Origin of the sequence: Streptomyces kunmingensis (assembly GCF_039533535.1) — a bacterium.
Taxonomy (GTDB): domain Bacteria; phylum Actinomycetota; class Actinomycetes; order Streptomycetales; family Streptomycetaceae; genus Streptomyces; species Streptomyces kunmingensis.
In genome coordinates, this window is record NZ_BAAATS010000006.1 from 60,968 (window position 1) to 83,854 (window position 22,887).

Annotated in this window: 22 protein-coding genes; 13 read left to right on the forward strand and 9 right to left on the reverse strand. The window is 72.2% G+C overall.

Annotated elements, in window-relative coordinates; genetic code table 11:
- The first annotated feature begins 40 nt into the window (after positions 1-40).
- Entirely contained in the window at positions 41-562 is a 522-nt protein-coding gene (locus tag ABD366_RS08605; RefSeq protein WP_324768857.1) for a hypothetical protein, read from the forward strand.
- Between the two features lie 140 nt (positions 563-702).
- The gene (locus ABD366_RS08610; protein ID WP_324768855.1) at positions 703-1,803 is read left to right on the forward strand and encodes a Gfo/Idh/MocA family protein; all 1,101 of its coding nucleotides are present in this window, start codon (positions 703-705) and stop codon (positions 1,801-1,803) included.
- A 110-nt stretch (positions 1,804-1,913) separates the two neighbouring features.
- Here ABD366_RS08610 and ABD366_RS08615 read toward each other — a convergent pair whose 3' ends face one another.
- The 3 genes from ABD366_RS08615 to ABD366_RS08625 form a co-directional block, all read right to left on the reverse strand.
- Complete coding sequence (locus ABD366_RS08615) at positions 1,914-2,477, reverse strand: PadR family transcriptional regulator (RefSeq protein ID WP_324768854.1); 564 nt, start codon at positions 2,475-2,477, stop codon at positions 1,914-1,916.
- Positions 2,478-2,557: 80 nt separating this feature from the next.
- Positions 2,558-4,573, reverse strand: coding sequence for an NADPH-dependent 2,4-dienoyl-CoA reductase (locus ABD366_RS08620; RefSeq protein WP_324768853.1), 2,016 nt, complete (start codon positions 4,571-4,573; stop codon positions 2,558-2,560).
- 199 nt (positions 4,574-4,772) lie between these two features.
- A complete protein-coding gene (locus tag ABD366_RS08625; RefSeq protein ID WP_324768852.1) occupies positions 4,773-5,039 on the reverse strand; it encodes a hypothetical protein in 267 nt (88 codons plus the stop codon).
- Between the two features lie 91 nt (positions 5,040-5,130).
- Between ABD366_RS08625 and ABD366_RS08630 the strand changes: the two genes are divergently transcribed.
- The gene (locus ABD366_RS08630; protein ID WP_324768851.1) at positions 5,131-5,580 is read left to right on the forward strand and encodes a MarR family winged helix-turn-helix transcriptional regulator; all 450 of its coding nucleotides are present in this window, start codon (positions 5,131-5,133) and stop codon (positions 5,578-5,580) included.
- Here ABD366_RS08630 and ABD366_RS08635 read toward each other — a convergent pair.
- On the reverse strand, positions 5,553-6,341 hold the full coding sequence (locus tag ABD366_RS08635; protein WP_324768850.1) for a GNAT family N-acetyltransferase: 789 nt from the start codon (positions 6,339-6,341) through the stop codon (positions 5,553-5,555). The genes ABD366_RS08630 and ABD366_RS08635 overlap by 28 nt on opposite strands.
- A 219-nt stretch (positions 6,342-6,560) precedes the next feature.
- On the opposite strand from ABD366_RS08635, the gene def reads away from it, so the two are divergent.
- Positions 6,561-7,208 (forward strand): peptide deformylase, encoded by a 648-nt coding sequence (gene def, locus ABD366_RS08640; RefSeq protein WP_324768848.1) that lies wholly within the window; start codon positions 6,561-6,563, stop codon positions 7,206-7,208.
- Positions 7,209-7,211: 3 nt separating this feature from the next.
- Here the strand turns inward: def and ABD366_RS08645 are convergent, their stop codons facing one another.
- Positions 7,212-8,006 carry a VOC family protein gene (locus ABD366_RS08645; protein ID WP_324768846.1) on the reverse strand — a complete coding sequence of 265 codons (795 nt, stop codon included), beginning with the start codon at positions 8,004-8,006 and terminating at the stop codon, positions 7,212-7,214.
- A gap of 206 nt (positions 8,007-8,212) precedes the next feature.
- Between ABD366_RS08645 and ABD366_RS08650 the strand changes: the two genes are divergently transcribed.
- The 6 genes from ABD366_RS08650 to ABD366_RS08675 are packed head-to-tail and all read left to right on the forward strand — an operon-like array spanning position 8,213 to position 16,082.
- On the forward strand, positions 8,213-9,310 hold the full coding sequence (locus ABD366_RS08650; RefSeq protein WP_324768845.1) for a LacI family DNA-binding transcriptional regulator: 1,098 nt from the start codon (positions 8,213-8,215) through the stop codon (positions 9,308-9,310).
- Between the two features lie 53 nt (positions 9,311-9,363).
- The gene (locus tag ABD366_RS08655) at positions 9,364-10,962 is read left to right on the forward strand and encodes an FAD-dependent oxidoreductase (protein ID WP_324768844.1); all 1,599 of its coding nucleotides are present in this window, start codon (positions 9,364-9,366) and stop codon (positions 10,960-10,962) included.
- A 55-nt stretch (positions 10,963-11,017) separates the two neighbouring features.
- The gene (locus ABD366_RS08660; protein ID WP_324768842.1) at positions 11,018-13,150 is read left to right on the forward strand and encodes a hydantoinase/oxoprolinase family protein; all 2,133 of its coding nucleotides are present in this window, start codon (positions 11,018-11,020) and stop codon (positions 13,148-13,150) included.
- The gene (locus ABD366_RS08665; protein ID WP_324768841.1) at positions 13,147-13,752 is read left to right on the forward strand and encodes a hypothetical protein; all 606 of its coding nucleotides are present in this window, start codon (positions 13,147-13,149) and stop codon (positions 13,750-13,752) included. The genes ABD366_RS08660 and ABD366_RS08665 overlap by 4 nt, the downstream gene beginning before the upstream one ends.
- A gap of 3 nt (positions 13,753-13,755) precedes the next feature.
- Entirely contained in the window at positions 13,756-15,042 is a 1,287-nt protein-coding gene (locus ABD366_RS08670; RefSeq protein ID WP_324768840.1) for a TRAP transporter large permease, read from the forward strand.
- Positions 15,043-15,077: 35 nt separating this feature from the next.
- Complete coding sequence (locus ABD366_RS08675) at positions 15,078-16,082, forward strand: glycoside hydrolase family protein (protein WP_324768839.1); 1,005 nt, start codon at positions 15,078-15,080, stop codon at positions 16,080-16,082.
- 79 nt (positions 16,083-16,161) lie between these two features.
- Here the strand turns inward: ABD366_RS08675 and ABD366_RS08680 are convergent, their stop codons facing one another.
- Together ABD366_RS08680 and ABD366_RS08685 are read right to left on the reverse strand one after the other, a co-directional pair.
- Positions 16,162-17,433 carry a phosphatase PAP2 family protein gene (locus tag ABD366_RS08680; protein ID WP_324768923.1) on the reverse strand — a complete coding sequence of 424 codons (1,272 nt, stop codon included), beginning with the start codon at positions 17,431-17,433 and terminating at the stop codon, positions 16,162-16,164.
- Between the two features lie 374 nt (positions 17,434-17,807).
- Positions 17,808-19,313, reverse strand: coding sequence for a SulP family inorganic anion transporter (locus ABD366_RS08685; protein WP_324768838.1), 1,506 nt, complete (start codon positions 19,311-19,313; stop codon positions 17,808-17,810).
- 363 nt (positions 19,314-19,676) lie between these two features.
- Here ABD366_RS08685 and ABD366_RS08690 point away from each other — a divergent pair, with 363 nt between their 5' ends.
- Both ABD366_RS08690 and ABD366_RS08695 read left to right on the forward strand, forming a co-directional pair.
- Positions 19,677-20,117: a MerR family transcriptional regulator gene (locus ABD366_RS08690; protein WP_324768837.1), complete on the forward strand. Its 441-nt coding sequence runs from the start codon at positions 19,677-19,679 to the stop codon at positions 20,115-20,117.
- Complete coding sequence (locus tag ABD366_RS08695; protein ID WP_324768836.1) at positions 20,101-20,736, forward strand: chemotaxis protein CheB; 636 nt, start codon at positions 20,101-20,103, stop codon at positions 20,734-20,736. Before ABD366_RS08690 ends, ABD366_RS08695 begins: the two co-directional genes overlap by 17 nt.
- Before the next feature lie 52 nt (positions 20,737-20,788).
- Here ABD366_RS08695 and ABD366_RS08700 read toward each other — a convergent pair whose 3' ends face one another.
- Both ABD366_RS08700 and ABD366_RS08705 read right to left on the reverse strand, forming a co-directional pair.
- Positions 20,789-21,025 (reverse strand): hypothetical protein, encoded by a 237-nt coding sequence (locus ABD366_RS08700; protein ID WP_324768835.1) that lies wholly within the window; start codon positions 21,023-21,025, stop codon positions 20,789-20,791.
- Positions 21,026-21,043: 18 nt separating this feature from the next.
- Positions 21,044-21,289 (reverse strand): DUF6479 family protein, encoded by a 246-nt coding sequence (locus ABD366_RS08705; RefSeq protein WP_324768834.1) that lies wholly within the window; start codon positions 21,287-21,289, stop codon positions 21,044-21,046.
- A 258-nt stretch (positions 21,290-21,547) separates the two neighbouring features.
- Between ABD366_RS08705 and ABD366_RS08710 the strand changes: the two genes are divergently transcribed.
- Positions 21,548-22,804 carry an APC family permease gene (locus tag ABD366_RS08710; protein WP_324768922.1) on the forward strand — a complete coding sequence of 419 codons (1,257 nt, stop codon included), beginning with the start codon at positions 21,548-21,550 and terminating at the stop codon, positions 22,802-22,804.
- Positions 22,805-22,887: the final 83 nt, after the last annotated feature.

The following is a 22,887-nucleotide window of genomic DNA, read 5'->3' on the forward strand; positions in this document are numbered from 1 at the left end:
CGGGACGAACCGCCTCCTGTGCCGCCGGAGAGCAGACATCATGCGTACCCCTTCGCTCCTCGCCCGGCGCACACTCACCGTCGCCGCCTCGGCCGCGCTGCCGCTGACCCTCGCGGTGCCGGCGGCGCTCGCCGCGGGGGTCGACGTGACGGCCAGCGGCTCCACGGTGACGGCCACCACGACCTCGTGCCCGAACGGCGGCAATGCCGCGCTCCTCGACTCCGGCCAGGCCGACTTCGCCGCGGGCCGCCAGACGGAGCTGCGCTCGGGCACGGCCACCTGGCAGGGCCTGCGTACGGGGACGTACCAGACGGTGGTCGTCTGCTCCGACGGGTCGACCCTCGGGCCGGTGCCGGTGAGTGTCTCGGCGAGCCGGAGCCCGAACCCGAGCCCGACCGCCTCCGCACCGTCCCGCCCGGTCGGCGGTGTGCGGGGCGGACTGGGCGGGACGGTGCGGGACTCGGGCACGCTCACGCTCACGGCGGGCGGGACGCTGGTCGCCGTGGCGCTGGTGGGCGGTGCCTGGTACCTGCGGCGCCGGGCCGGCGGACGGCGCACCTGACCGCTCCCCCGCCCCCGAGGGCCGCCGCCCGCATCCTGGGCGGCGGCCCTCGCATGTCCAGGCCCTCTTGTCGGCGCGGCGCGCCGCGGCTTACCGTCCCCGGAGCCGTGTGATCGTCCGCCAGCATCCGTGGGGGCAGCGTGAGTTCAGGTCCGGTGGGGGTCGCCGTCGTCGGGGCGGGCGTGATCAGCAAGGAGTACCTGGGCACGCTGTCCGGTTTCCCGGATGTACGCGTCCTCGCCGTCGCCGATCTCGACGTGCGCCGCGCGGAGGCCGCGGCGCACGCCCATGACGTACCGCTCGCCGGGGACGTGGACACGGTGCTGGCCGTGCCCGAGGTCGAGCTCGTGGTGAATCTGACCGTGCCGTCGGCGCACGTCGAGGTGGCCCGGGCAGCGCTCCACGCGGGCAAGCACGTGTACGGCGAGAAGCCGATCGCGCTGCTGCCCGGCGAGGCCGAGAAGCTGCTGGAGGAGGCGGCCGAGCGGGGGCTGCTGGTGGGCAGCGCGCCCGACACGTTCCTCGGGGCGGGGCTGCAGTCCGCGCTGCGGGCCGTCGCGGCCGGGCGGATCGGGGCGCCGGTCTCCGCGTCGACGGCGGTACGCAGCCTGGGGCCCGAGGGCTGGCATCCGGACCCGGCGTTCTTCTACCAGCCCGGCGCGGGGCCGCTGCTCGACCTCGGTCCGTACCACCTCACGGCGTTGGTGGCGCTGTTCGGCGGCGTGGAGCGGGTCGCGGCGTCGGTGCGGCGGGCCCGCGAGGAGCGGGTGGCCGGGGCGGGTCCGGCGGCCGGGCGGTCGTTCCCCGTCGCCGTGCCCACGCATGTCTCGGCGCTGCTCGATTTCGCTGCGGGGCCGACGGCGACGTCCGTGTTCAGCTGGGACTCGGCGCGCCCGCACATCCATTTCGAGGTCATCGGCACGGAGGGCACGCTGGCGGTCCCCGATCCCAATACGTTCGGCGGTCCGCTGCGGCTGCGGCCCAACGGGGCGTCCGACTGGGTCGAGCTGCCTGTGCGGGGCCGTACGGACGGGCGTGGGCTTGGCGTCGTCGACATGGCGCGGGCGATCCGGGCGGGTTCCGTGCCGCGGGCGTCGGGGGCGGTGGCGCTGCATGTGCTGCGGGCGATGACCGCGGTGCCGGAGTCGGCGTCCCGGGGGGAGTTCGTGCGTGTGGCGGGGGCTTTGGTGCGGCCGACGCCCCTTCCCGCTGACTGGGATCCGAGGGGCTCGACCCTATGAGGGCGCGGGACTCGGGGCTCCGCCCCGGACCCCGCTCCTCAATCGCCGGAGGGGCTTGAACAGTCTGCGGACAAGTGCGGGACTCGGGGCTCTGCCCAAGACCCCGCTCCTCAATCGCCGGAGGGGCTCGAAAGGCCTGAAGGGGCTGCGGACAAGTCGGTGAGCGTGCGCTCCAGCCACTCCACCCAGAACGTCTCCAGGTCGATCCCTGCCCGCAGGACCGCGTGCTGCAAGCGGTCCGGCATCGAGTCCTTCTCCGGCGGGAAGTCCCGCAGCTCGATGGCCCGGTAGGTCTCCAACTGCCGCCGGTGCAGGTCGAGATGACGGCGCAGCTCGGCGTCGATGCCGTCCGTGCCGACCACCGCGGCGGAGCGCAGCCGCAGCAGCAGCGGGTCGCGCATCGTCTTCGGGTCCTGCGCCGACGCGGTCCAGCGGGCCAGCTCCGTACGGCCCTCGGGCAGGACCTCGTACTCCTTCTTCTGACCGCGCGCGGGGACCGGCGGGGCCAGCGCGCGGATCAGTCTGTCACGCTCGAGGCGGCCCAGCTCGCGGTAGATCTGCTGGTGCGTGGCCGACCAGAAGTAGCCGAACGACCTGTCGAAGCGGCGGGTGAGCTCGAGCCCCGACGACGGCTTCTCCAGGAGGGCCGTGAGGATCGCGTGCGGCAGTGACATGGGGCCAGAGTAAGTGGATGAGGGTGGTCACGCGGCCGGCGGGCCCGGCCACGTGACCACCCGGTCTCAGGGACAGGACCTCACAGGGCCGCCGCGACTTCGGTGCCCTGCTTGATGGCGCGCTTGGCGTCCAGTTCGGCCGCGACGTCCGCGCCGCCGATCAGGTGCGGGGTGCGGCCGGCGGCGACGAGGTCGTCGTAGAGGGAGCGCTTGGGTTCCTGGCCCGCGCACAGGACGACCGTGTCGACGGGGATCAGCGACGGTTCGCCGTCGACGGTGATGTGCAGGCCCGCGTCGTCGATCCGGTCGTACGTCGCGCCCGCGACCATCGTGACGCCGCGGTGGCGCAGCTCGGTGCGGTGGATCCAGCCGGTGGTCTTGCCGAGGCCCGCACCGACCTTGGACGTCTTGCGCTGGACGAGGTGCACCTGGCGCGGCGGCGCGGGGCGCTCGGGGCGTGTGAGGCCGCCGCGGTCGGCGTAGTCCATGTCGACGCCCCACAGCCGGAAGTACGTCGCCGGGTCCTGGCTCGCCTTCTCGCCGCCGTCGGTGAGGTACTCGGCGACGTCGAAGCCGATGCCGCCGGCGCCGATGACGGCGACGCGGTCGCCGACGGGCGCGCCCTCGCGCAGGACGTCGAGGTAGCCGACGACGCTGGGGTGGTCGACGCCATCGATGGCCGGGGTGCGCGGGCTGACACCGGTGGCGACGACGACCTCGTCGTACGCGTCGAGGTCGGCGGCGGCCACGAAGGTGTTCAACTCGACGCGCACGCCGTGCTGTTGAAGCTGCGTGCGGAAGTAGCGGAGGGTCTCGTCGAACTCCTCCTTGCCGGGCACCCGGCGGGCGACATTCAGCTGGCCGCCGATCTCGGCGGCGCCGTCGAAGAGGGTGACGTCGTGGCCGCGCTCGGCGGCGGAGACGGCGCAGGCGAGACCGGCGGGGCCGGCGCCGACGACGGCGACGCGCTTGCGTGTCCGCGTCGGGGACAGGACGAGTTCGGTCTCGTGGCAGGCGCGCGGGTTGACCAGGCAGGAGGTGATCTTGCCGCTGAAGGTGTGGTCGAGGCAGGCCTGGTTGCAGCCGATGCAGGTGTTGATCGCGTCGGAGCGGCCGGCGGCGGCCTTGTTCACGAAGTCCGGGTCGGCGAGCATCGGCCGCGCGAGGGAGACCATGTCGGCGGCCCCGTCGGCGAGCAACTCCTCGGCGATTTCCGGGGTGTTGATGCGGTTGGTGGTGACGAGCGGGACGGAGACCGCGCCCATGACCTTCTTGGTGACCCAGGTGTACGCGCCGCGCGGCACGGACGTCGCGATGGTCGGGATGCGGGCCTCGTGCCAGCCGATGCCGGTGTTGATGATCGTGGCGCCGGCCGCCTCGATCTCCTTGGCGAGCTGTACGACCTCTTCAAGGGTCGAGCCGCCGGGCACGAGGTCCAGCATGGACAGCCGGTAGATGACGATGAAGTCGGGGCCCACGCGCTCGCGTACGCGGCGCACGATCTCCACGGGGAAGCGGATGCGGTTCTCGTACGAGCCGCCCCATCGGTCGGTGCGCCGGTTGGTGTGGGCGACGATGAACTCGTTGATGAGGTAGCCCTCGGAGCCCATGACCTCGACGCCGTCGTAGCCGGCGGCCTTGGCGAGTTCGGCGGCGCGCGCGAAGTCCTCGATGGTCTGCTCGACGTCGGCGTCGCTCAGCTCGCCCGGGACGAACGGGCTGATGGGCGCCTGGATGGGGCTCGGCGCGACGAGGTCCTCGTGGTAGGCGTAGCGGCCGAAGTGCAGGATCTGCATGGCGATCTTGCCGCCCGCCGCGTGCACGGCGTCGGTGACCTCGCGGTGCTGCTCGGCCTCCGCCTCGGTGGTGAGCTTCGCACCGCCGCCGTAGGGGCGTCCGGCCTCGTTCGGGGCGATGCCGCCGGTGACCATGAGGCCGACGCCGCCGCGGGCGCGGGTCGCGTAGAACTCGGCCATGCGGGCGAAGCCGTTCTCCGCCTCCTCCAGACCCACGTGCATCGAGCCCATCAGGACGCGGTTGGGCAGGGTGGTGAAGCCCAGGTCGAGCGGGGCGAGCAAGTGCGGAAAACGGGTCATGGGGGCCTCCGGGCGCGGCGGACGTCGTCACTGTTGTAGACGACACCGAGGTCTTTGTGCAACAAGTTGCAAAAGAGAGCTGCGCCACGCAGGCAAGCCTTACTCGACCCTTTCGACCGGTCGGCACCCGCCCTTTTCGACCGGCCGACACCCGCCCTTACGACGGACCGGCACCCGCCCCTTCCCGACGGGCCGACCGCTACTCCTCCTCGACCTCGGCCACCCACCCGTACGGCAGCTCCTCGCCGTCGACGGTCACCGCCTCCACGGCGCGGGTCCGCGGGTCGATGTCGGCCTGCACCCCCTCGCCCGCGTAGCGCGGATAGCCGGACGCCCCCGCGGCGCCGGTCGCGGTCACCGGCACGGACCGCAGCGGGTTGCCGTGATCGGGGTGGCCGTCGGCGTCGGTCAGCCGGGGCTTGAGGACAACGGTGTAACGAGCGGGCACTTCGGGCGAATGACTCATGCTCCGGAGGCTAGTGCGCGGCGCACGGCCCCGCCCGCCGTCCGGCCCTTGGTTGTAGAGTGCAACCAGCGCATCGGAAAGGAACCCGCACGTGGCAGAGCCCGACCGTCCCTCCGGCCGCGACGCGGCTGTGGAGAGCATCCAGCGCGAGCTGACGTCCTTCGCCCGGCGCGCCAGGGCGACGGCGGCCCGGATGCACCCGGAGCTGTCACTCGTCTCCTTCACCCTGCTCAGCCATCTCGACGAGCAGGGCGGCTGCCGCGCCACCGACCTCGCCGCACAGTTCGCCCTGGACAAGTCCACGGTCAGCCGGCAGGTCGGCGCCCTGGAGCGGGCCGGGCTCGTGATGCGCCGCGTCGACCCGGACGACCACCGCGTCCAGGTCCTGCTCCCCACCCCGGCGGGGGCGGAGATCCTCGCGCAGGTGACCGTCAGCCGCCGGCGAATGTTCGGCGAGCGGCTCGCGGACTGGTCGGCGCAGGATCTGACGCGGTTCGCCGCCTACTTGGAGCGTTACAACGAGGCGTCGCGGGAGGACTGAGCCCCGGGAGCCGGGAGTCCGGGCACGCGCGCCGCGCGGAAGCGGGTTCTGCGGCGCAGTTGGAAACCGAGGGACTCGTAGAGCCGGATCGCCGCCGTATTGCCCTCGCCCGTGTGCAGGAACGGGGTCTCGCCGCGCTCCCTGATACCGGCGGCGACGGCCCGTACGAGCCGCCCGGCGAGGCCCTGGCCGCGCTGGTCGGCGTCGGTGCACACCGCGCTGATCTCGGTCCAGCCCGGCGGGTGCAGCCGCTCCCCCGCCATCGCGACGAGGACGCCCCCGCGCCGGATCCCGAGGTACGTGCCCAGCTCGATGGTGCGCGGCAGGAACGGGCCCGGCCGGGTGCGGGCCACGAGGTCGAGCATCTCCGGCACGTCGGCCGGGGTGAGCCGGACCGCCTCGGGGTCGTGCGCCGCCGCCACACTGACGTCGACGAGCTGCACACCCGCGATGTCCTGCGTCAGCTCCCAGCCCTCCGGCAGGGCGCGCGTCGTGCCCGGCAGCGGCACCTCGGCGCCGGGGCCGGCGAACGCGGCGAGGTCCGCCCAGTCCTCGGGTCCGGGGTCGTCGGGCAGCGCCAGCCAGGGCGAGACGTCGAGGGGGTAGCGCAGTACTCGTCCGCGCCGTTCGGCGAGATGGGCGTGCGGACCGGTCAGCGCGGCGTACGCCGGGTTGTCGAGCGGGTGCGCGAAGCCGCCGGCAGGGCGCCCGTCGGTGGCGGCGGCCGGCGCGGCGCCCTCGTATGTCTGCGTCTCGGTCATCCGGACCCTTCTCCCGTGACTCGGCTCTCGGCTTCCACGATGCGGCGCGGCCACCTGACCGTGATCGCGCCGCACCATGAAACCCCCAGGTCAGAGCCTGCATTCCCGCCCACACGCAGTGTTCATGAGGTCGCAACGTGTTCACACGCGCGCAACGCTCCCGTGCGCGGCCCCGGGGCGGCGTTGCCCGGCGGTGATCGTTGTTGGCATGCTGGCGCGATGCCGTCCATGCCACTCACCGACCATGTCGAGGCCCTGCTCGCCGGGCCGTCGCCGCTGCCGATCGTCGCCGCGGGCGACCCCGTGCTGCGGCGTCCCGCCGATCCCTTCGACGGACAGCTCGCCGACGAGCTGCTGGCCCGTCTGATCGAGGCGATGCGGGTCACGATGCACGCGGCGCCCGGCGTCGGTCTGGCCGCGCCGCAGATCGGCCTGCCGCTGCGCCTTGCGGTGATCGAGGACGCGGCGAACGTGCCGGAGGAGGTGCGCGACGCGCGCGGCCGCGTCCCGCAGCCGTTCCGGGTGCTGATCAATCCGTCGTACGAGGACGCGGGCGGGCGCCAAGTCGCTTTCTACGAGGGCTGCTTGAGCGTGCCGGGCTACCAGGCCGTGGTCGCCCGGCACGAGCGGGTGCGGCTGCGCGCCCTCGACGAGCGGGGGCGCGCGGTGGACGAGGAGGTCGGCGGCTGGCCGGCGCGGATCGTGCAGCACGAGACGGACCATCTGGCCGGCACGCTCTACCTGGACCGGGCCGAACTGCGCTCGCTGTCCTCCACGCAGACCCAGGCGGCCGTGGAGCGCTGGGCGCAGCTCACTCCGCAACTCGCCGCACAGGAGCTGGGGTTCGGGCTGCCGGGGTCCGGCTGACCGTCAGTCCAGCTTGGGCATCTCCCCCTTGGTCGAGGTGACGTCGATGACGGTGAACGCCGCGCCCTGCGGATCGCCGACCGACGCGAACCGGCCGAAGGGGCTGTCCATCGGCCCGAAGTGCAGTGCGCCGCCGAGGCGTTGAACGGTGTCGAGCGCTGCGTCGCAGTCCTCGACGACGAAGTACACGTTCACGTACGACGGCACGTGCTCGGGGAAGTCGTCGGTCATCTGCATGCGGCCGAGGGCCGGCCGGCCGCCGAGGTGCCAGACGTCGAAGTCGATGTGCTCGTCCGGCATCTTCTTCGCCTCGTACGGAAAGACGGCGGTGAAGAACGCGTCGGTCTTCGCGGCGTCACGGGAGTTGACCTCGGCCCAGCAGAACGCGCCGGGTTCGTTGACCGCCTCGAAGCCCTCGTGCGTACCGGGCTGCCAGACGCTGAACCAGCAGCCGGCCGGATCCTGGGCGGTGACCATCGTGCCGAAGTCGCCGACCTGCATCGGCTCCATCGCGAGCGTGCCGCCCGCGTTCTTGATCCGCTCGGCGGTGGCCGCGATGTCCGAGGTGGCGAAGTACAGGTTCCAGGCGGCCGGAACACTTTCCATGCCGGGCATCTGCGGTGACAGCGCGGCGACGTGCTTGCCGCCGGCCGTCCGCGCCTGCGTGTAGTTGCCGAACTCCTCGGCGCCGGAATCGTAGGTCCAGCCGAACAGCTCGGAGTAGAAGCCCTTCGCGGCCTCGAGGTCCGGGAACATGGCGTCGGCCCAGACGGGCGCGCCCTCAGGTACTGCGGGCATGACGCGAAACCCTTCCGTCGGGTCCGCCGGGCACACCGGGGCCCGGCGGCCATGGCTTCACGCTAGGCCGGTAGCAGGCGCTCCGCCATCCGTGCGGAAAGTCCTGTCACGACCCTTGACCCGGCGGTGGAGCTGCCTCCACAGTGCTCGTTAATGCGCATTAGTAATGCGCATAAACGTACGGTGCGAGCGAGGGAGCGGCAGGCGTGGAACAACCGAGGAAGCGGGCGAAACCCGGGCGGAACCCGGCGCCCGCGGGCCGTACGTCGCGGCCCCGGCAGGCCGAGGTGGCCCGGCTCGCCGGGGTGTCGCAGGCGACCGTGTCGCTGGTCCTGTCGGCGCGCGGCGACGGCAAGGGGCCGGCCATCTCCGACGAGACCCGGCAGCGGGTTCTCGACGCGGCCCGCGACCTCGGTTACGTCCCCGACCCGGCGGCCCGGCGCCTCGCGGCAGCCCGTAACAACCTGCTCGGGGTCTTCAGCTTCACCGCGACGTTCCCGACCGATGTGCAGCACTCCTACTACCCGTTCCTGGTGGGCGTGGAGCAGGAGGCGGCGGCGCGCGGCTACGACCTGGTGCTGTTCACCGGGTCGAGCAGCGGCGGCGCGGGGGCCGCGGGGCCGGACGCGCTCAGCCGGGTGCGGCTCGCCGACGGCTGCCTCTTCCTCGGCCGGCACGTGCCGCGCGCAGAGCTGAAGCGGCTCGTCGCCGACGGGTACCCGGTCGTGCACCTGGGCCGTCGCGAGGAGTTGGAGGGGCTCGCCTGGGTCGGCGCCGACTATGTCAGCGCGAGCCGTGAAGTCGTCGCGCATCTGGCCGAGTTGGGCCACCGCCGCATCGTTCTCGTACGGGAGGACGACGACGCGCCCGCCTCGACGGACCGGCAGCGGGGCTTCCTGGAGGGCCTTGCGGCGGCGGGTGTCCCGCAGGGCCCGGAGGCGGTGCTGCGCTGCGCCGATCCGGGGCGCGAGATCACGCCGGAGCGGGTGCGCGCCCTGGTCGCCGGCGGGGTCACGGCCTTCGTCGCCGAGGAGACGGACACCGGCGCGGCCTGGCGGGCCCTGAACACGGCCGTCCGCGAGGCGGGGCTCGCGTGCCCGCGGGATGTCTCCCTCGGGCTGCTCGGCAGTCCGCCCGCGGATCTGGCCGGGGAGCCGGTCCCGATGGGCTTCGACATCCCCCGGCACCGGCTGGGCGCCGCCGCCGTACGCCTGCTGGCCGCGCTGGTGGCCGGCGAGGAGGCGGACGAGCCGCTGGTGGCGTGCGAGTTCCGGAGGGGGCGGACCGCGGCGGCCCGCCTTTAGCCCTCAACCCCTGCGACACGACGGACAGTTCAGGAACGACCACAAGGAGCACAGTGATACCCGAACCGGACATCCTCATCGTCGGCGGCGGACTCGGCGGGGTCGCCGCGGCGCTCGCCGCCTGCCGTGCGGGGCGGCGGGTCGCGATGACCGAGGAGAGCGACTGGATCGGCGGCCAGCTCACGGCGCAGGCCGTGCCGCCGGACGAGCACCCGTGGGTGGAGCGGTTCGGCACGACGGCGACGTACCGGGCGCTGCGCGAGGGCATCCGCGGCTACTACCGGCAGTGGTACCCGATGCGGAGCGAGGCGCTCGGCCTCACGGACCTCAACCCCGGCGCCGGGCGCGTCAGCAAGCTGTGCCACGAGCCGCGCGTCGCGCTCGCCGTCCTGGAGGCGATGCTGGCCCCGCACCGGGCGTCCGGGCTGCTGACCGTGCTGACCGAGCACCGGGCGGTGTCCGCCGAGTCCGACAACGATATCGTCACCGCCGTCACGGTCCGCGACCTGCGGGACGGAACGCTGCGCACCTTCACCGCCCGCTACGTCGTCGACGCCACGGAGACCGGTGAACTCCTCGCCCTCGCCGACGTGGAGCACGCAGGCGGCGCTGAGGCGCAAGGGGAGTTCGGGGAGGCGCACGCGCCCGCCGAGGCGCAGCCGGACAACCAGCAGGGCATCACCGTGTGCTTCGCGCTCTCGCACCACGAGGGCGAGAACCACACGATCGACCGGCCCGGGGACTACGACTTCTGGCGCGCCTACCGGCCCGATTTCTGGCCCGGCCCCCTGCTCGGCTTCGAGGCGCCGGACCCGCGGTCCCTGGAGCCGGTACCGCGCACGTTCGTACCGAACCCGGAGTTGGATCCCCTCGCCGTGAGCGCGGACCAGAGCGCGGACGCCGGTGACAAGGAACTGTGGGGCTTCCGCCGGATCCTGGCCCGGAAGATGCACCGGCCGGGCGCGTTCGACTCGGACATCACCCTCGTCAACTGGCCGCTGAACGACTACTGGCTGAAGCCGTACATCGGCCAGGAGGCCGAAGCGCTGCGCGAGGCACGGCAGTTGTCCCTCTCCGTCCTGTACTGGCTGCAGACCGAGGCGCCGCGCGCCGACGGCGGCACCGGCTTCCCCGGGCTGCGCATCCGCCCGGACGTCACCGGCACCGCGGACGGCCTCGCCAAGTCGGCGTACGTACGCGAGTCGCGGCGCATCAAGGCGGTGACGACCGTGGTGGAGCAGGACGTCGCCATCGACGCCGTCGGCCCCTACGGCAGGACCCGCTACCGCGACTCGGTCGGCGTCGGCGGCTACCGCATCGACCTGCACCCCTCCACCGGGGGCGACTCGTACATCGACATCGGCTCGGTGCCGTTCGAGATCCCGCTGGGCGCGCTCGTGCCCCGGCGAGTGCGCAATCTGCTGCCGGCCGGCAAGAACATCGGCACCACGCACATCACCAACGGCTGCTACCGGCTCCACCCCGTCGAATGGAACATCGGCGAGGCCGCGGGCGCGCTCGCCGCACACTGCCTCGACGAGGGCCTTGAGCCGCACCAGGTGCAGGCCGAGGAGAAGCGGTTCGAGGAGTTCGGCCGGGTCCTGGACCGGGCGGGCGTGCAGCGGCACTGGCCCGACGTCCGCGGCTACTGACACACCCGGCCCACTTTCAGCACACGCACGTCAACGCACAAGGAGGTGCCCTGACATGACCCCTGACCGTCGCATCCGCGTCGGCATCGACGTGGGCGGCACGTTCACGGACGCCGTGGCGGTCGACGCCGCGACGCTCGTCCTCGTGGGCCAGGTGAAAGTGCCCACGAGCCATCACCACGAGGACGGTGTCGCGCACGGCATCGTCGAGGCGCTCGAACGCCTTCTGGAACAGGTCGGCCGGACCCCGGCCGATGTCACGTTCCTGGCGCACGGCACGACGCAGGCGACGAACGCCCTGCTGGAGGGCGACGTCGCGAAGGTCGGGCTGATCGGCCTCGGCGGCGGCGCGGGAGCGGTGTTCACCCGCCGGCTCGCCGCGCTCGGCAAGCTCGGACTCACACCGGGCAAGAGCCTTCCGCTGGCGTACGCGCACGTGGCCGACCCGTTCGACGCCGACGCCGTGCGAGCGGCCGTCGACCGGGTGCGGGCGGAGGGGGCCGAGGTCGTCGTCGCCACCGAGCCGTTCGGGGTGGACCGGCCCGAGGGCGAACAGGCCGTGCTCGACGCGGCCCGGCCCACCGGGCTGCCCGCGGCGGCGGCGCACGAGATCACGTCGCTGTACGGGCTGCACAAGCGGACGCGTACGGCCGTGGTGAACGCGGCGATCCTGCCGCGGATGCTGGCGACCGCCGACCTCGTGGACTCGTCGATCACGAAGGCCGGGGTGACGGCGCCCCTGATGGTGATGCGCTGCGACGGCGGTGTCATGTCGCTGGACGAGATGCGCCGCCGCCCGCTGCTCACGGTTCTGTCGGGTCCGGCGGCGGGGGTCGCGGGCGCGTTGATGCAGGAGCGGATCAGCGAGGGGGTGTTCCTGGAGACGGGCGGCACGTCGACGGACGTCAGCGTCGTGCGCCGCGGCAAGGTAGCGGTGCGGCACGCGACGATCCTCGGCAGGACGTCGTACCTGAACGCCCTCGACGTACGTACCGTGGGCGTCGGCGGCGGGTCCATGGTGCGGGTGAGGGACGGCCGGGTGGTGGGGGTCGGCCCGCGCAGCGCGCACATAGCGGGGCTGCCGTACGCCTGTTTCGCCTCGCCGGAGGATCTGCGGGACGCGCGGGTGACGCTGGTGCGCCCGATGGACGGCGACCCCGACGACCATGTGGTGCTCGACGCGGCGGGCGGCCGGTTCGCCGTGACGATGACGTGTGCGGCCAACGCGCTGGGCCGGGTGCCCGAGGGGGACTTCGCGCGCTGCGACCAGGAGGTGGCGCGGACCGCGCTCGCCCCGTTGGCGGCCGTCCTCGGCACGGATGTGGCCGGTGCGGCGCGGGCCGTCCTGGACGCGGGCACCGCGCAGGTGAAGACGGTCGTGGACGCGATGGTGCGGGAGTACCGGCTCGACCGGGAGACGGCCGTACTGGTGGGCGGCGGCGGCGGTGCGGCCGCGGTCACCCCGCATCTCGCCGCGGACGCCGGTCTCGAAGGCCGGATCGCCCGCCACAGCGAGGTGATCAGCCCGATCGGCGTGGCCCTCGCGCTCGTCCGGGAGCAGGTCGAACGGATCATCCCCGGGGCCACCCAGGAGCAGATCCTTGCGGTGCGCGCCGAGGCCGAACGGGCGGTGGTCGCGCAGGGCGCGGCGGCCGACGGCGTCGAGGTGGAGGTGACGGTCGACCCGCAGACCAGCACGGTGCGGGCCGTCGCCACGGGTGCGACCGAACTGCGCACCCAGGACCGGGCGCACCGCGCGGACGACGCGGAGCGGTTGCGGGCCGCCGCGACGAGCCTGAAGGCGCGGGAGGAGCGGGTCCGGGTGCTGGCCGGCACGGACGCGTACACCGTCTACGGCACCGAGGTGCGGCGCAGGCTGCGCGCGGACCGGCGGCCGGTGCGGGTCGTGGACGCCGACGGCGTGGTGCGGCTCGGGGTGTCCGACGCGCGGGTGACGGCGACGACCGTGGGCGCGGCCGGCGAGGCGCTCGCGTCGCTGGTGCGGGACACCACGTCGTACGGCGACGGCGGCGTGCGCGCGCCCGCGGTGCGGCTTCTGGTCGGCGGGCGGATCGCGGATCTGTCCGGTGTGCTCGAACCGGAGGCGCTCCTTGCCCTGGCCCGCAGCGAGCTGCGGGCGCGCGGCGCCGACGAGCCGGTGGTCGCGGTCGTGGAGTCCCGCACATGAGCGCCGGCAGACTTCCCGGCGCCGACCACGACCTGGACCTCGCGGTGCGGCTGCTCGCGGGCACGCCCACGCATGAAGGCCGTGACCCGGTGACGCTCCGTCATTGGGCTTGTGCAGCGCAGGAGTTCGGGGCCCGGATGGTTCCGGAACCGGTGAACGTCCGGGTCGTCGAGCGGGACGGCGGACTCGCCGCCGGACTGCTCGCGCGCTACCGCTCACGGCCGCCGGTCGTCGAGGTGTACGTCGACGCGGTCGCCCGCGCGGAGCGGCTCGTGGTCGAGCGCGGCTGGCGCCACTGGTTTCCCGAGGGGTCGGTGCGGGCCGCGGCGCTCGCGCACGAACAGGCCCATGCATGGCTCCATCACGCCGAAGTACGGGCCGAGTTCAAGCGGGCGCTCGGCCACACGGCACTGCGGCTCGGCCGGCACCGCGTGTACGCCCATGTCGCGGGCGCCGACGAGCTCGCGGCGCACGCCTACGCCCGCGCCGCCTGCGGACTGGGCCGCAGCCCCCTGCTGCTCACGGAGGCGCTGGCCGCCGTCGCGTATCCCGCAACACATCCCGCCGAGCGTCCCGCCGCGTTTCCCGAAAGCGAGAAGTGACCCATGGGTGTCGTCATTCTGCTCGTCATGGCGGCCGGAGTCGCCGCCATGCTCAGCCGCAAGCTGCCCACCGCGTTCGCGCTCGTGGTGCTCGCCGTGGTCATCGCGTTCGTCTCGGGAGCGCCACTGACCGGCGAGAACAGCGTCCTGGACACGGTGCTCCAGGAGGGCGCGCCCGCGCTCGCCGCGACGATGATCGCGATCCTGCTCGGCTCGTGGCTCGGCAAACTCCTGGAGGAGACCGGCATCGCGGGCACCCTGGTCCGCAAGATCGTCGAGTTCGGCGGTGACCGGCCGGTGTTCGTGGCGCTCGGCGTGCTCGCGGTGTCCGCGCTGGTCGGTACGGTGACGGGCTCGGCGCCCGCGGCGATGCTCGCCGGGCTCATCGGCATCCCGGCGATGATCGCGGTGGGCATCCCGAAGGTGACGGCCGCGGGCACGATCCTGATGGGTATCGCGGTGGGCATCCCGTTCGAGCTGCCGGTGTGGCAGTTCTTCTCCACGGCGCTCGAACTGCCGGTGGACACGGTGCGCGGCTTCATGGTCAAGCTGTTCCCGTTCGCGCTGGTCGCGGCGGTCGCGTACGTCCTGGTGGAGTCGCGGCGCCGGGGCGTGGAGCACACGTGGTCGCTCAAGTCCGTGCGGGAGAAGCCGGTTTCGCGCAGCCGTCGGCAGCTGCTCGGCGACGCCCCGTGGTACGCGCTGCTCACTCCGGTGGTCCCGCTGGTCCTGGCGCTCGGCTTCGAACTGGCCATCATTCCCAGCCTGTTGGCGGGTGTGCTGTACGCGCTGGTGACGACGACGCGGCCGCGTGACATGAACCGGCGGCTGCTGCGCACGCTGTACGGCGGCTTCGAGGTCGCGGCGCCGCCCATCACCCTGTTCGTGGCGATCGGCATCCTGCTCGCCGCGGTGAAGCTGCCCGGCGCGGTCGACGCCCTGGAGCCGCTCGTCAAGGCGGTCAGTCCGCAGAACGCGGTCCTGTTCGTCCTGGTCTTCACGCTGCTGGTCCCGCTGTGCCTGTACCGGGGCCCACTGAACGTCTTCGGTCTCGGCGCCGGCATCGCGGGCGTCCTCATCGCCACCGGCATCTATCCGGCCGTCGCCGTCCTCGGCATGGCCACCTCGTACAACCAGGTCTTCGGCGTCGCCGACCCGACCAGCACCCAGACGGTGTGGAGCGCCCAGTACGCGGGTGTCTCGCCCCAGCAGGTGATGGTCAGGACGCTGCCCTACGTGTGGGCGGTGGCGCTCGGCGGCCTGTGCGTCACGGCAGCCACCTACCTCTGAACCCCGTCAGCCCACCACGACCTCAGGAGCCTGTCATGCATGAGCCGCAGTCCGGCCTGGACCGTCGTATGTTCCTGCGCACCACCGCCGTCACCGGCGCCGCCCTCGCCGTCGGCGGGCTTTCGGCACCGTCCGCGTCGGCCGCCCCGGGTGGTTTTCCCGACTACACCTACGTCCGTACGCTGCTGAGGCCGGAGCAGCTGAAGTACAACCCGACCGGCGAGATCATCTTCCCGACCGTACGCGGCGTGTACGACAAGCTGGCGTCCCCGCTGGGCCGTTACTACCTCTACTACGCGCCGCACGACGCGCCGGGCGGCATCTGCCTCGCGTACGGGGACTCGCTGGAAGGCCCGTTCACGGAGTACCCGGCGAACCCGATCGTGTCGAACAAGTGGGATCCGCACTACTCGGTGAGCCATGTGTCCTCGCCGCACGTGCTGTGGCGGGAGGACCTGAAGGAGTTCTGGCTGTACTTCCACGGCGAGAACACCACGACGCGCCTGGCCCGTTCCAAGGACGGTGTGCACTTCACGTACGACAAGGTCGTCCTGTCCACGTCGATGATGCCGTCGGGCACCACGGAGACGTCGTACGCCCGGGTCTTCCGGCACGATCTGCCGGCGCGCGGGGCGCGGTACGTGATGCTGTTCATGCTGAACAACAGGACCAACCACCGTGACATCTGCTGGGGCTGGTCGGCCGACGGCCGGAACTGGACCTTCGACCAGGCACCGCTCGTACGCCACTCCGACGCCGGCGCGGTGAACGTCGGCGGCCCGCACCTGCTGACCCGGGGCGGATCCGCATACGTCGTCTACAACAAGGACAAGGAGAGCGGCGGCGACCTCATGATCACTGAGGTGGGCGCGGACTTCTCGCTCCGCAGGCACCTGGGCGTCTTCTACAACTCCCGTTCCGGGGCGCCGGAGAACGGCCGCTCGGCCGCGCCGTCGTTCGGCACGATGGGCGGGGTGCCGTACATGGTGTACGAGGCGGGCGAGCGGCTCGCCGGGGCGATCGCGGTGGCGCGGGGGTAGTCGCGAGGTCCGCCCGGCGGGCCCGACACGAAACCCCCGCCGGCCGGTGTGCACGGGCCGACGGGGGTTCGGGCGGTTCTCACGCCTGCGCGAGCTGCGGTTCCGGGAGCGGGGCCGGGACCGCCTTGGGCTGCCACAGTTTGATAGTCCGCATATAGCCGTAGACCACCGAGGCCATGGCCAGCAGGAGCAGCGGTCCGAACGCCCACGGGTGCCGGGCCATCTCCATCGGCAGATAGCGGTAGGTCACCAGGAGAACGGCGAACACGGTCGCGCCGTAGGCGACCAGCCGGATCGCGGCGCCGTCCCAGCCCCGCTCGAACGCCCGCATGGCCGCTTCGATGGTGATCGCGAAGACGACGCCCGCGATGAGGTCCACGCCGTAGTGGTAGCCGAAGCCCAGCGTGGCGGTGAGCGTGGCGACCAGCCAGAAGGCGCCCGCGTAGCGCATGAAGCGCGAGCCCTTGCGGGAGTGGATGAAGATCGTGGTGGCCCATGCCGTGTGCAGGCTCGGCATGCAGTTGCGCGGCGTGATCTCGTCGAACGGTACGGGGTGCGGAGGGCTGATCGCCGCCGCCGTGTGCGGCCAGAGGTCGGCCACCGCCCAGCTGCCGCCGTCGGCCCCGTAGGCGAAGACCGGTCCGACCACCGGGAAGATCATGTAGATGGCGGGCCCGAGCAGGCCTATGACCAGGAAGGTGCGGACCAGGTGGTGGCCCGGGAAGCGGCGCTCGACCGACACGTTGCGCAGCTGGTACAGCGCGATGACGGCCGCCGCCAGCGGAAGTTGACCATAGACGGCGTGCAGGATGTGGGTGCCGACCGGGCCGGTGGCGTCGACCAGCCGACCGGTCAGCCATGACGGGTTGCCCAGCGCGTGGTCGGCGACCGCGAGGTACGGGTCGAGCACTTCCGGACGCGTCTCGGACGTGATCAGCAGCCAGGTGTCACCGGTCTTGTGTCCGGCGACCAGCAGGAGGCCGAGGCCTACGCCCTTCAGCAGCAGGGTGCGTTCGGCACCGGTGCGGCGCGCGAGCGCGAAGCCCGCAATGCCCAGGATGACCCACAACGCGCCGTTGCCGAAGTTCATGTCCGCGCCGACCGCGAGCCGCACCAGCCAGAAGACGACGTCGATGCCGACCGCGGCGCCGAGCGCGAGGAACCGCTGCCGCCAGGTGAGCACCACCAACGTCAACGCCAGTCCGGCATAGAGCAACGGGCCCGATTCGGGAGCGAAGATCACCTCCCGTGCCTGGTTGGTGATCGGCCCCGGCAGACCGTAGCGACGCGCGACGATCTCCAGGACGACGAGGAACGCCAGGGTCGCCACACCCGCCGCGGCCCACAGCATCGTGCGGGGCCGCCGCCACACGGGGGGCGTGGTTCCGGGTCTTGTTCGCGAAGCCGTTTGCGCTTTTGCGTTTATCACTTGTCAGCCGATTTGTGAGTTTTAGTGGTGGGTTCACCCTTCGTGCTAGATCACGTCGTTCTCTAGCGAGGCAGGGGTGCTCGGCGCGATCGCTGTGAGATCACTGTGAGATCGGATCATGTTATCGGAGCGGCGCGCCGCGGTCCGGCGGATGCCCGCACGGCGAAGCCCCGCCACGACGGGGGATGCGTGGCGGGGCCTCAACTACCGGGCGCTGCCCGGCGTATGACCCCAATATGGCAGGCCCGTGCGGCGGCGTACGCGGAAACGCATTTATTCGTGGGAGCGGCCGCTCGTCAGTGCCCGGCGGTGAGTTGACCGCTGAGCGTCTTGTGCAGGTCGGCGCTGGGCTCGTTCAGGCCGACCATCTCGACGGTCTTGCCGCGCTGGGCGTACTTGGCCTCGATCGCGTCCAGGGCGGCGACCGAGGACGCGTCCCAGATGTGTGTGCCGGACAGGTCGATGACGACCTTGCCGGGGTCGGTGGCGTAGTCGAAGCGGGTCACCAGGTCGTTGGCGGAGGCGAAGAAGAGTTCGCCGGTCACGGAGTAGACGACCTGGCTGCCGTCCGGGTCGAGGACGGCGGTGACCTCGGCGACGTGGGCGACCCGCCGGGCGAAGATGACCATGGCGGTGACCGACCCGACGACGACGCCGATGGCGAGGTTGGAGGTGGCGACCACGATGGCGACGGTGATGACCATGACGGCGATCTCGCCCGCGGGCATCCGCTTCAGGGTCTTCGGAGCGATGGAGTGCCAGTCGAACGTGGCGAAGCAGACCATCACCATCACGGCGACGAGAGCGGCCATCGGGATGTCGGAGACGACCGGGCCGAAGACGACGCAGAGCAGCATGAGGAAGGCGCCCGCGAGGAAGGTGGACAGCCGGGTCCGGGCACCGGACACCCGCACATTGATCATGGTCTGGCCGATCATGGCGCAGCCGCCCATACCACCGAAGAACCCGGTGACGATGTTGGCGATGCCCTGACCGATGGACTCGCGGGTCTTGTTGGAGCGGGTGTCGGTGATGTCGTCGACCAGCTGCGCGGTCATCAGCGACTCCATGAGCCCGACGAGGGCCATGGCGAGCGCGTACGGGGCGACCGTGGTGAGGGTGTCGAACGTGAACGGCACGTCGGGCAGGCCCGGCACCGGCAGCGAGGAGGGCAGGTCGCCCTTGTCGCCGACGGTCGGCACCGCGATCCCGGCCGCGACGGTGATCACCGTGAGGACGATGATCGAGACCAGCGGCGCCGGGACCACCTTGGTGACCCTGGGGAAGAACACCATCAGCAGCAGGCCGCCGATGATCAGCGGATAGACGGCCCAGGGCACGTCGTGCATCTCGGGGACCTGCGCCATGAAGATCAGGATCGCGAGGGCGTTGACGAAGCCGACCATCACGGAGCGCGGGACGAACCGCATCAGCTTCGCGACCCCCAGCGCGCCCAGGACGATCTGGAAGACACCGGCCAGGATCACGGCCGCGACGAGATAGCCGAAGCCGTGCTCGCGGTTGAGCGGAGCGATCACCAGGGCGACGGCGCCGGTGGCGGCGGATATCATCGCGCGCCGTCCGCCCACGATGGAGATCGTCACGGCCATGGTGAAGGCGGCGAACAGACCGATCGCCGGGTCCACCCCGGCGATGATCGAGAACGAGATCGCCTCCGGGATGAGGGCGAGCCCGACGACGAGTCCGGCGAGGATCTCGGTACGCCATACTTTGGGGTCGGAGAACCAGTCGGGCTTGAGGCCACGCAGGCGGGCGGCGGAGACGAGCGCGGGAGCAGACAAGAGGAGACGTACCTGTCGGGTCGGGCACGCCCGGCGGCGAGGGGCGTGCGGAGAACGCGGAGGGCCGGGCCGGCCCGTCGCGAAGCCCGCGCGTCGGCGGACCGAGGTCTCAAGAAGAGGGCCACGCCGGAGGAACGGCGGCGGCTCAGCGGCGAGGAGTCACGGCGGGCAGACGGCGAAGCGGCACATCATGGTCATCCGCTCGCTCTCTTCCGCCTCTTCCGCAGTCTCTTCCGCGGGCACGGGATCCTCACCGGCACCACAACTCTACCCTAACGTTACGGTAGAGATGGAAGCGTCGCTGTGGAGCACGAGAAGCTGCTGATGAGCAGGCAAGGGCGAGGGACGAGAGAGGCGGGTCGCGTGAGCGGCGAGCACATGCAGATCGGCGAGGTCGCCGCACGGACCGAGCTGTCGTTGCGCACGATCCGGCATTACGAGGAGACCGGCCTGGTCATCCCCTCGGCCCGCTCCCAGGGCGGCTTCCGCCTCTACACCGAGGCCGACGTGGCCCGCCTCATGGTGATCCGCCGCATGAAACCGCTCGGTTTCACCCTCGACGAGATGCGCGACCTCCTGGCCGCCACCGATCGCCTCGACGCCGGCGGGGACCTCCCCGACGGGGTGCGCGAGCAACTCCTGTCCCGGGTGAGGGACTTCGAGGAGGCCACCCAGCGGCGGGTCGCGGACCTGCGCACGCAGCTGGCCCGCGCGGAGGAGTTCTCCGCCACTCTGGCGCAGCGCCTGTCCGACGGCTCCGCGCGAAGCGAAGAGGTAGCCTACGCACGTGCAGACAAGTCCTAGGGACGACGGCGACCATCCATACGCGGCCGTGCTGGTGGCTGCTTCCGCGGGAGGCCTCCAGGGCCTCGAGGTGATCCTGGGCGGGCTGGCGGCCACGTTCCCGGTGCCCGTGCTGGTGGCCCAGCATCTCAACCGGGCCGGTGGGACGCGCATCGTGCCCATCCTGTCGCGTGCCACCGCTCTCCCCGTCAAACTCGCGGAGGACGGAGAGCGTGCGCAGCCCGGGACCGTCTACATCGCTCCGCCGGACCATCACCTGTGCGTACAGACGGACTGGACGCTGTCACTGAGCCGGGAGCACCGGGTCAACTACGCGCGCCCGGCCGCCGATCCGCTCTTCGAGTCGGCCGCGCAGGTCGACGGCCCGGTCATCGGGTGCGTCCTGACCGGCGCGGACAGCGACGGCGCCGAGGGCGTCAAAGCGGTGAAGAAGCACGGCGGTGCCGTCCTCGTGCAGGATCCCGAGACAGCCGAGTTCCGCGGTATGCCCAGATCGGCGATCGACACCGGGCAGGTCGACTACGTGCTCCCCGTGTCCGCCATCGGGCCGGCGATCACGAAGATCCTCCAGGGAGACGCCGAGGGCGTGGCCGAACTCGGGACCCGCCCCTCCGCGTAGGCAAGCTTCCGCGCCGGGCCGGGCCCCGCACCGTACGGTCGGCGCGATGCCGTCACGCCGCCTCGTAGTGGTGCGCGCGGCCGCCCCGCCACTCCATGAACGACCGGTCGTCGAGCAGCATCTCGGCATCGGGCAACTCCGCACGCCGCAGCAGCTCGGTCACGTCCGCGTCGCAGTGCGCGAGTCCGAGGATCCGCCCGCGCGCCGTCACCCGCCGTCCACCGGTGCCGAGCGAGCGGTGGACGACTATCGGCGCGGCCGTGCACCCGGGGTTCTCAGGCTGGTCCAATGTCACGTCTCCGGCCTGTCAGGGGTGGGGATGACCCTGGTCGGGGTCGTCGTCGGGGGTCTGCCAGGTCGTGCCGCGCTGGGCTTCGTCGCTGCCGGGGTGGGTGCCGGGGGCCGGCTGCGTGGGCTCGGTGCGGCGGGCCGCGCGGCGGCGTCCGCTCACGAACATCGCGAGCAGACCGAGGACCACGACGACGCCGACGACGATGAAGACCAGCGAGCCTCCGCTTCCGGCGGCCAGAACGATATGGCTGTGAGTGTGCATGCGCCTCATGTACCCCGATCCGCGCCGAAACCGCACAGACCAGCAAGGAAAAGAATCTTCAGGGGTCCGCGGGCAGACGCGTCCCGGCCGTGATCGTTTCGGCTGGCCGTCAGGGGCTATCTGGCCGAGGGTGGGGACGGGCCCACGGAGCGAGGAGTCCCCTTGCAGTCATCGAGGAGCGATCGAGTGTCCGGACGAGCGACCACGACCCCGGCCCCGGATCAGGGCGCCGGACTCAAGAAGACGCTGACGACCCCGCTGCTCTACTTCTTCATCCTCGGCGACGTCCTGGGTGCGGGCGTCTACGTCCTCGTGGGCCAGGTGGCCGCCAAGTCGGGCGGCGCCGTATGGGTGCCGCTGGTCCTGGCCCTCCTGCTCTCCCTGCTGACGGCGGCCTCGTACGCCGAGCTCGCCACGAAGTACCCGAGGGCGGGCGGTGCCTCCCATTACGCGACGCTCGCCTACGGGCCGTTCGCCGGGTTCCTCGCCGGGTTCTGCATGCTGGCGGCGGGCATCGTCTCCGTGGCCGCGCTGGCCCGCGGATTCGCCGGCGAGTATCTGGGCGCTTTCGTCAGCCTGCCGGTCGTCCTGGTGGCGGCCGTCTTCCTGTGCGCCCTGGCGCTGCTGAACGCTCGGGGCATCAGCGAGTCCACCCGCGCCAACGTCGCCGCGACCCTCGTCGAGGTGGGCGGGCTCCTGCTCGTGATCGGCCTGGGCGCCTGGCTGTTCCTGCGCGGTGACGGCGACGCGGGCCGGCTCGTCCACCTCGGCACCGCCGACTCCGGGGCCGTCGCCGGAGTTCTGGCCGGGACGGTCCTCGCGTACTACTCCTTCGTCGGCTTCGAGACCTCGGTGAACGTCGCCGAGGAGACCCGCGATCCGCGCCGCTCCTACCCGCGCGCCCTCTTCGGCGCCCTGGTGACGGCGGGGGCCGTCTACGCCCTCGTCGGGATCGTCGCCTCGGTCGCCGTCCCCACCGACACCCTGGCGGGCTCCAGCGGCCCGCTGCTCGAAGTGGTGCGGGAGGCCGGCGGGGTGCCGCCGAAACTGTTCAGCGCCATCGCGCTCGTCGCCGTCGCCAACGGCGCGCTGCTCACCGGCATCATGAGCTCCCGACTGGCCTATGGCATGGCGCGGGACGGGCTCCTGCCGCACGTCCTCACGCGCGTGCTGCCCGGGCGCGGCACACCGTGGGCGTCCATCGCGGCCACCACCGTCCTGTCGTTCCTGCTGGCTCTCACCGGCGACGTGGAGACGCTCGCGTCCACGCTCGTCCTGCTGCTGCTCGTGGTGTTCTTCCTGGTCAACACCGCTGTGCTGGTCCTGCGCCGGGACCGTGACGCGCCGCCGCACTTCCGGGCGTACACCGTGCTCCCGGTCCTGGGCGCGCTCTCGTGCGTCGTGCTCGCCACGCAGGTCGAGGCCGCGGTGTGGGTCCGGGGACTGATCGTCCTGGCCGTCGGCGTGGTCCTGGGCGCGGTGGCCGCCGTACACCGCCGCAAGGCCGCGCGCTGAGCGGCGGCACGCATGCTGCGGCCGCGGCGGCTTCCCGCGAGGCCGGGCCCGGTTCGGCGTTCAGGGCCCGGCCGGACGCGCGC

What these genes read in the sequence shown, in the direction of transcription:
- ABD366_RS08670 (WP_324768840.1), top strand. Translation starts at nt 13,756, where the DNA reads ATGGGTGTCGTCATTCTGCTCGTCATGGCGGCCGGAGTCGCCGCCATG.
- ABD366_RS08620 (WP_324768853.1), bottom strand. Translation starts at nt 4,573, where the DNA reads ATGACCCGTTTTCCGCACTTGCTCGCCCCGCTCGACCTGGGCTTCACC.
- ABD366_RS08605 (WP_324768857.1), top strand. Translation starts at nt 41, where the DNA reads ATGCGTACCCCTTCGCTCCTCGCCCGGCGCACACTCACCGTCGCCGCC.
- ABD366_RS08705 (WP_324768834.1), bottom strand. Translation starts at nt 21,289, where the DNA reads ATGCACACTCACAGCCATATCGTTCTGGCCGCCGGAAGCGGAGGCTCG.
- ABD366_RS08675 (WP_324768839.1), top strand. Translation starts at nt 15,078, where the DNA reads ATGCATGAGCCGCAGTCCGGCCTGGACCGTCGTATGTTCCTGCGCACC.
- ABD366_RS08645 (WP_324768846.1), bottom strand. Translation starts at nt 8,006, where the DNA reads ATGCCCGCAGTACCTGAGGGCGCGCCCGTCTGGGCCGACGCCATGTTC.
- ABD366_RS08660 (WP_324768842.1), top strand. Translation starts at nt 11,018, where the DNA reads ATGACCCCTGACCGTCGCATCCGCGTCGGCATCGACGTGGGCGGCACG.
- ABD366_RS08635 (WP_324768850.1), bottom strand. Translation starts at nt 6,341, where the DNA reads ATGACCGAGACGCAGACATACGAGGGCGCCGCGCCGGCCGCCGCCACC.
- ABD366_RS08625 (WP_324768852.1), bottom strand. Translation starts at nt 5,039, where the DNA reads ATGAGTCATTCGCCCGAAGTGCCCGCTCGTTACACCGTTGTCCTCAAG.
- ABD366_RS08615 (WP_324768854.1), bottom strand. Translation starts at nt 2,477, where the DNA reads ATGTCACTGCCGCACGCGATCCTCACGGCCCTCCTGGAGAAGCCGTCG.
- def (WP_324768848.1), top strand. Translation starts at nt 6,561, where the DNA reads ATGCCGTCCATGCCACTCACCGACCATGTCGAGGCCCTGCTCGCCGGG.
- ABD366_RS08665 (WP_324768841.1), top strand. Translation starts at nt 13,147, where the DNA reads ATGAGCGCCGGCAGACTTCCCGGCGCCGACCACGACCTGGACCTCGCG.
- ABD366_RS08680 (WP_324768923.1), bottom strand. Translation starts at nt 17,433, where the DNA reads ATGCTGTGGGCCGCGGCGGGTGTGGCGACCCTGGCGTTCCTCGTCGTC.